This window comes from Algoriphagus faecimaris (assembly GCF_900101705.1).
In the GTDB taxonomy this organism is placed as follows: Bacteria; Bacteroidota; Bacteroidia; order Cytophagales; family Cyclobacteriaceae; genus Algoriphagus; species Algoriphagus faecimaris.
Genome location: NZ_FNAC01000022.1, coordinates 68,181 through 75,048, shown reverse-complemented (window position 1 = coordinate 75,048; position 6,868 = coordinate 68,181). Strand labels below are relative to the sequence as shown.

Sequence of the window (6,868 nt, the reverse complement as noted above, 5' to 3'; positions counted from 1 at the left end):
GAGCCATAGACAATGTGTTTATCGAACGGTTCTGGAGAACCATCAAGTACGAAAAGATTTATCTCAACCCACCACAGGACGGATTGGATCTCTATGCACAGCTGGCAGAATACATGGATTATTACAATCACCGTAGAAGGCACAGTAGTCTGGACAACAGAATTCCTGCAGAAGCATATTCCATGATTGAGCAGGTGGCGTGAAACGAGTTTACCACATTCCCACACTCTTCTGAAAATCTAAAAAGGGATTTTCAGGTGTGGAAATATGGAAAACTCAACCGGCCTCTGTATACTTGAAGTCAAATGAATTCTGTCCTAACAATTGGGGTATGCTCAATTGCTAAAAGGAAAAAAATCACTAAGTTTTTATTCTTTTTCATGACTAAAATATTTTTAGGACAGGAATATTTTGGCTTCAAAAATGTTGAAAAGCTCTTATTATCTGAATAACAAATTAGATTTCAATAATGAATTAGAAATTTCTGGTTACTTTCATTTAGAATTCGGTAGAATCACCAAGAAACAAAGGGGACATTGTCACCTATCGTGATGCTCATTGTCCATTGCTCATCTTCACCAGCCCCACCACAAAAAACACGTACTGAATCATATTGAGGATCACCCGGTAGGGCCAGAGTCCTTCCGCTAGGTTGGTAAAGCCCAACATGTCGATAAAAAAACAGGAAAAACAGTAAAAGAATATCCCGCCTAGAATCCAAAACCAGGGCTCCCGGAGGATTTCTCCTTTTTCCTCGGCCAAATGTAATAGGGCAAAAGCCATCAAAAATGCACTCAATACCAAAACACCTGAATAAACGAAGGCAGAAAAAGTCTCATTATGTTCACCAGGACCAAAGCGATTTACACCATCGATCAAAAAAACCAAACTCGACACTATCCAAAAAACCTTTCTCCAAAACACCCTACTCTTGGTCCGATAAAAACTATAGGCCAACCAAACAAAAAAAAGCACTTCAAACCAGAGGTAGGAAAATTGAACATAGGGATGAATATCCTGTAATAGATCACTTTGAAGAATTACGTAGGCCAACCAACCTAAGCCATCTGTCAGTGCCCCAAACAGCAGAAACGCAAAAAACAGACGCAATTTCTTGTCGCCTGTTTTCCACTTTAAGCCTGCCAAAATCAGCGGAACCCAAATCGCTGCGGAAGAAATTTCCTGAATGGGAATCGTTTGGAACATAGATCAGGGATTTCGTGGCGGCCAGGAGTATTGAAGTAAAACGGGACCATCTTCTGAGATTAAACCCTGCTTATCTTTAGGCAAAAAGTTTCTTCCTTCTTTATCAACTGGCACCAAAATCAGTCTCAAATTATCTTTTGAGTAGCTAGGCTCATATCCAAAATAATATCGGATATATTTTACTTTTTCGCCCTGATCGAAAAACTCACTAATAAATTTTCGATATGTTGTAGGATCTTGTCCCTCAGGAGGATTATCTTCAGAAAAGGTAAAATAAGCGAAGCCTGACTGATGGTAACTTTTCTCATTTCTAAATTCATTAACTAATTCGGCTGTTTCAGCAAATGACTTCCTTTCAAATGTATCTGAAGGCTTACCGCTATCGGTAATCAAGAATTCTAAAATTTCATTTTTTAAGTCTTCTCCATTTTTATTATTGAACTGAGTTTGATTAAAATTCTTACTCAATCGGCACTTTCTCCCTCGTCCCATTTCATCACCGGGAAGATTTCTGGTATCACCGTCTTGTTCGTATTTAAATTTGTTCTTTACTCTTTCAATTGAAATAAAAGGCTTTTTTGTTTCAGGATCTAAACAATACCAAAACATCAAGCCCGGGAATTTCTTTTTCCGACTCCACTTCTTTAGTTTTTTAGCTTCAAACACTCCTCCGATTACTTGATCAAAAGATTCCAAAATCCCCTCTTCTACCAAATTTTTAATATACTCTGAAGCGAGCACGTAAGAGATGGGCTTGATCTTGCCTCTATTTTCCATAGTCAGTTTTCTTATGTTTTGTATTTGCTATTAGATAAAATACCCGGAAAAAATGCCTCCGGAAATTGCTTAATCACCCCAATTTAGCTCCTTCGGCCCGAGATTTTGGCCGGCTGCTGTTTCGACCAAATTTCTTCATTGAAAATCTGATCCCAATATTCTCCATACTTTTTATCCTCACCATCTTCAACTAGATTTCGGTTACTTTCAAGTAGTTTTTGGGGGCTACCACAAAGTGCACTAAGGACTCAAAGGTTTTTTTACTATTTACATTTTCCAATCATAAGGCCTTTTTCATGAATCTCATTCTCCTCTCACTCTCTTTTACATTTAGGGAAAGCCAGACATTGGTAATTGCACATTGAAAATTGGAAATTGGTCATTGCCCATGGCTCATTGTCCTAGGTTTTTCCTGGCACTCGTTATGATTCTTCCGAATATTGCACAGAGTTCTTCAGTTTCACACAATAGGACATCACGCAATTTCACATCACCGAATTCGGAATAAGCCAAAATCTTTAACGTTGACCGTGATTCCTTCAGCTCTTTCAAAACGATTCCGTTTTTATGAGCAAAATCCTTCTTGCTTTCTGCCCCTTGCGCTTCTCCATAATTCAGGCAAGCCCCGCAAGCAGACCGGATCAATTGCCCCTTGAGATGATTTTCAGCGAAGGTGTTCCCCAATGAATTGCAAAACTTAATGCTCTCCCCTGCAAACTGAACCAATCGCTCCTCCAAATCATATCGCTTTTCCATTTCTATTAAATAATTTGAACTTGTTAATTTTTCATCCTTGATAATTGACCATTACTAATTGGTAATTGCTCATTGATAATTGATAATTGACCATTGCTTACCATTTTTTCAGCTGCCCCAAAAACTCCTCCTTCCGCCTTCTAGATACATCCACATGCGTCCCATCACTCAACTTCACCTGCCCGCCTTCTCCTTTTAGGTATTCTTCCACATAGTCCATATTGATCAAGTGGGAATTATGAACCCGGCAAAAACCAAAATCCTCCAATAGCTGCTCCACATCTTTGAGTGTGCGGGATACCAAAAGCTTTTTCCCATCCTTCAGAAAGAAATTGGTGTAGGTATTGTCGGATTCACAGCGGACAATCTGACGGATCTCCACAAAAAGATAGCCGTGCAGCGTGGGCAAAGCGATTTTCGTTTGCTCTTTAGGGGATTTTAGATTGTGGATCAATTGCTCGATTTGGGAATTTTTTTTGTCCTTTTTGGTCAAAAAGCGCAAAACCGCCGTGCGAAATTCTTCCTTATCCAATGGTTTGAGCAGGTAATCCAAAGCTGCCAAGCGAAACGCTTTGGTGGCAAAATCCTGATGCGAGGTAATGAAAATCAATTCAAAATCGATTTTTCCCCTTTGTGCGATCCAGTCCAAGGACATGCCATCGGGTAGCATCACATCACAAAATGCCAAATCCAAATCTTCAGACTCACAAATGCGCTGAGCCTCCTTGAGCGAACCTGCCTCGAAAATATCCGAAAAGTCCTCAAACTGCCCGAGCATTCCCACCAACTGCTCCCGTGCCTTCGGTTCATCCTCCACCACCAATACGCGATACTTATTTTTCATTCTTCTTCAAAAGGTATAGTCAATAAAACTTCTCGCCCCCCATTCAACTTATCCTTAAATTCATAGCCAGCCTCGAAGCCTTTCCACTCATTCAGAATTTTAAACCGCTCTTCCATCAGTTGAATGCCCATGCTGCTCTTCTTGACCAGCTTGCTGAGGTCATAGGCCGGTTTTTCGATAGCAGACAATCCCTCATCGGTAATCCGACAATGTAAGTAGGTTCCTCCATTGGGTTGAATATGTAACTTTACTAGACCTTCTTGACTCAAGCCATGCCAGACGGCATTTTCCAAAAAAGGCTGAATCAGCATGGGAGGGATAAAGGTTTGATCCTGTGAAATCTGAGGATCCACATCAAAGTCAAATCGAAAAGCATTTCCCGTTCGGAGCTGTTCCAACTGCAAGTACAGCTCATTTGCCTCCAACTCCTCAGCAAGCGTCACCCAGTTTTTGCTCGAGTTCTCCAAAACATAGCGGATCAGTTTGGAGAATTTTATCAAATAATCTCCTGCCAGCCTGGCATCCTGCTGCTGAATAAAGTGATGAATAGAATTGAGGCAATTGAAAATAAAATGAGGATTAATCTGTGCACGCAATGCTTTGAGTTCACCTTCCACTTTGGAAAGGCGAATTTGGGTTTCGACCGCTCTGGCAACAGCCTCTCGACGAGATCGGTAAATGACAAAAAACAAAAACAAGAATGCGAGCAAAACCGGAACTAATCCGGCAAGCAAGGCAACAAAAATCTCAGCATTTTCCTCATTGGGGGAAGTCGACTGAAAAACAAAAACAGTGATCATCATCGAATACATCTCTCGGTGCTTTAAAAAATGAATTCCTAACAACAGCAGCTTTGGAATTCACAAAAAGCTTTTTTATAAGATTTAGTAGTTGAAATTAAAAAATTATTTGACAATCAAGTCATTACAAACAAAAAATTCACATAAAAATAAAGAATGTGCAAAAGATTAGCACAGGATAATCCAGAAATACAGACTATCCTTTTGAGAGGTAAAAAAGACTGATTTACCAACTCAGGAATCTGGCGTTGATCAAATATTCAACCAATAATTCAGCTTCAGCACCAGTGAGCGCTGTTTGGAATTGAAGGTATCGGGAAAATAATTGTCCGTGTACACCAAGAAGAAATCCGAGACTGGGGCAAATCGCCACTGAAGACGGGTGTTGACGTTGATATTTTCGATCTGATTATTGTACTGAATAAAGGTCGTCCAGAAGAGCGACTTGGTAAATGTCAAGTCGATTCGAGGGCCTACGAGTAAAAGGTCTGCGTCGTTTTGAGGCTCGGGAAGCCGAATGCGATTATAGCTAAAGTTCATCCCAATATTGGCCGTATATCCAATTCTCCAAGCCATTTCACTTCTCAACGAGGCAATATCACCCGTAAAATATTCCCCTGCCTCTCCTTCCAGTCTAAAGTTGAAAGCTTGACGGGGATTGCTTCGAAACTCAAACCCGTATCGACTTACGGTATAATCCGTGCCTGCCAAGAGGGGTTCACCGCCCGTTCGCGTTGGATCAAAATCATCAAAAAGGTAAACGTAGCTATTTGTATAACCTACCGTAAACTGCGCCAAAGACTGAAAACGAACCTCATATTGCAGTCCGATATCTCTATCGGTATTTCCTAAGGTTTCGTTCCATCGGAGCTCATATTCGATTTGAGGACCGTGACTGTTAATAAATTTTGACTTTGGAAAAAATCGATAACCCAAGTCGGGATTAAATCGCTTGTAATCCACCCGAGGAACAAATCCAACTTCAGGATTATAACCCGCACCGATATCGAGATAACTCGCACTCCATCGCCAGTGCAAGTCACTATACAGAATGTAGGCATTCAGTGTCCTGGGATTCTCTTTATCTATACTTTCAAATGTCCGATGATAGAGCGCCTTTCCCGTCCAGCGATTGTCCTCAGAGGCCAAATTATACTCCACTCCCATCATTCGATTGTATTCGTTGGGGTTGAAAAGACTTTGATATTCGTCTAAAGCCAAAGATTCACGATCCACAAAAATGAATCCGACATTTGAGCGAGAAAAGACCTTTTTCTGTACGGCCAATACGCTGAAATTTTTGCCGGATATTCCCCGGTCTTCATCCGTAGCCGTTTGCATATTCATGAGTCCCACTCGCCAGTCATCTGTGACTTTTCCTGATAATCGTGCTCCATAGATGATTTTATTTTGCACATTTTGACCCGTAGCACTATCTCTATCTACGCCGATTCTTCTGGAGAAAAATGGTCTGGCTAAAGGGTGACCAAAACTGGCAAAGAGATCTCCATTCTCTAAGAAAAATTGTCTCCGCTCCGGAAAGAAAATCTCAAATCGATCCAAGTTGGTTACCTGCTGATCGACTTCCACTTGTGAGAAGTCCGGATTGAAGGTCAGGTCCAGGTTCAATGCCGGACCGATCCCCACTTTGGCATCACCTCCTACAGCGGGTGTAAAGGCCTCGGATGTACCTTCCAGAAAATTCTGTGAGGTACGACCTGCAATAAATGGGATCAATGAAATATTTGCCGAATTTTTTTTAAGCGGTTTTTCAAAAATCAAGGGCCTACTGAAAGCCGTGGAAATGATTGGAAAATTCCGGGGAATGGGTGTCCAACTGCTTCTTTCCCCATAATGACTGTCTATTCTGTAAAAATTCACATTCCAATTTTGAGCTCCGTCTTTAAATCGAATCGTGGACAGTGGAATAATCGCCTCTACCTGCCAGTGATTTTCATGAATTGAAGCTCTCGCGTACCATTTATTGTCCCATGCCAGATTCAGGTCCTCAGAGCGTGCACCTCCATTAGCTAAAAGCGCCTCGCGCTGCACACCGTATGGATTGATCCCAAACTGAAAGGCATTTGTTTTGTCATTGAAGGTATCAAAGACAAAGCTGATTCCATCATTTTGCTCGCCACGATAATCTCTTCTCAGGGATGTGGACACGTACTTTCGAGGTCCGGTATTTTCCATGATGGCAGCGATGTAGAGGTTATTATCGTCAAAAGCAATCTTTACCCTACTTTGAGCAGCTGCCGCCGAGGTATCGTAAGGAAAGTATTGAGTAAAATTATCATTCCAGCCTTCGGGGCCCCAAATTTCTTCATCTAAAATCCCGTCAAGGACAATCGGCTCCTTTAATTCAAACGCAAAAGCATTCAACTGCTGAGCAAAAGCGGAAGATGAAAGCACGCAAAATAGCGGCGCACAAAAGATCAAAATGCGTGTAAGGTATCCCATAGTTTAGTTGATGGTACAAAAG

7 protein-coding genes are annotated in these 6,868 nt (G+C 41.3%); 1 reads left to right on the top strand and 6 read right to left on the bottom strand.

All coding sequences use genetic code 11. From position 1 onward, the window contains the following. On the top strand, nucleotides 1-203 hold a 203-nt coding region (locus BLQ57_RS12575; RefSeq protein WP_139162726.1), incomplete at its 5' end, for an integrase core domain-containing protein. A 352-nt stretch (nucleotides 204-555) separates the two neighbouring features. On the opposite strand, the gene BLQ57_RS12570 is transcribed toward BLQ57_RS12575, so the two are convergent. From BLQ57_RS12570 to BLQ57_RS12545, 6 genes are all read right to left on the bottom strand, one after another. Continuing rightward, a complete protein-coding gene (locus BLQ57_RS12570; protein WP_087939909.1) occupies nucleotides 556-1,206 on the bottom strand; it encodes a hypothetical protein in 651 nt (216 codons plus the stop codon). Between the two features lie 3 nt (nucleotides 1,207-1,209). Then, nucleotides 1,210-1,818, bottom strand: coding sequence for a hypothetical protein (locus BLQ57_RS12565; protein ID WP_139162725.1), 609 nt, complete (start codon nucleotides 1,816-1,818; stop codon nucleotides 1,210-1,212). A 558-nt stretch (nucleotides 1,819-2,376) separates the two neighbouring features. Next, a complete protein-coding gene (locus BLQ57_RS12560; protein ID WP_087939907.1) occupies nucleotides 2,377-2,739 on the bottom strand; it encodes a four helix bundle protein in 363 nt (120 codons plus the stop codon). A 97-nt stretch (nucleotides 2,740-2,836) separates the two neighbouring features. Continuing rightward, nucleotides 2,837-3,583, bottom strand: a complete 747-nt coding sequence (locus tag BLQ57_RS12555) for a LytR/AlgR family response regulator transcription factor (protein WP_087939906.1) — start codon at nucleotides 3,581-3,583, stop codon at nucleotides 2,837-2,839. After that, nucleotides 3,580-4,395: a sensor histidine kinase gene (locus tag BLQ57_RS12550; protein WP_087939905.1), complete on the bottom strand. Its 816-nt coding sequence runs from the start codon at nucleotides 4,393-4,395 to the stop codon at nucleotides 3,580-3,582. The genes BLQ57_RS12555 and BLQ57_RS12550 overlap by 4 nt, the downstream gene beginning before the upstream one ends. Nucleotides 4,396-4,635: 240 nt before the next feature. Next, nucleotides 4,636-6,846 carry a DUF5916 domain-containing protein gene (locus BLQ57_RS12545; RefSeq protein WP_139162724.1) on the bottom strand — a complete coding sequence of 737 codons (2,211 nt, stop codon included), beginning with the start codon at nucleotides 6,844-6,846 and terminating at the stop codon, nucleotides 4,636-4,638. Between the last annotated feature and the right edge of the window lie 22 nt (nucleotides 6,847-6,868).

Coding starts and splice junctions, on each gene's coding strand:
- BLQ57_RS12570 (WP_087939909.1), bottom strand. CDS start 1,206: ATGTTCCAAACGATTCCCATTCAGGAAATTTCTTCCGCAGCGATTTGG.
- BLQ57_RS12560 (WP_087939907.1), bottom strand. CDS start 2,739: ATGGAAAAGCGATATGATTTGGAGGAGCGATTGGTTCAGTTTGCAGGG.
- BLQ57_RS12555 (WP_087939906.1), bottom strand. CDS start 3,583: ATGAAAAATAAGTATCGCGTATTGGTGGTGGAGGATGAACCGAAGGCA.
- BLQ57_RS12550 (WP_087939905.1), bottom strand. CDS start 4,395: ATGTATTCGATGATGATCACTGTTTTTGTTTTTCAGTCGACTTCCCCC.
- BLQ57_RS12545 (WP_139162724.1), bottom strand. CDS start 6,846: ATGGGATACCTTACACGCATTTTGATCTTTTGTGCGCCGCTATTTTGC.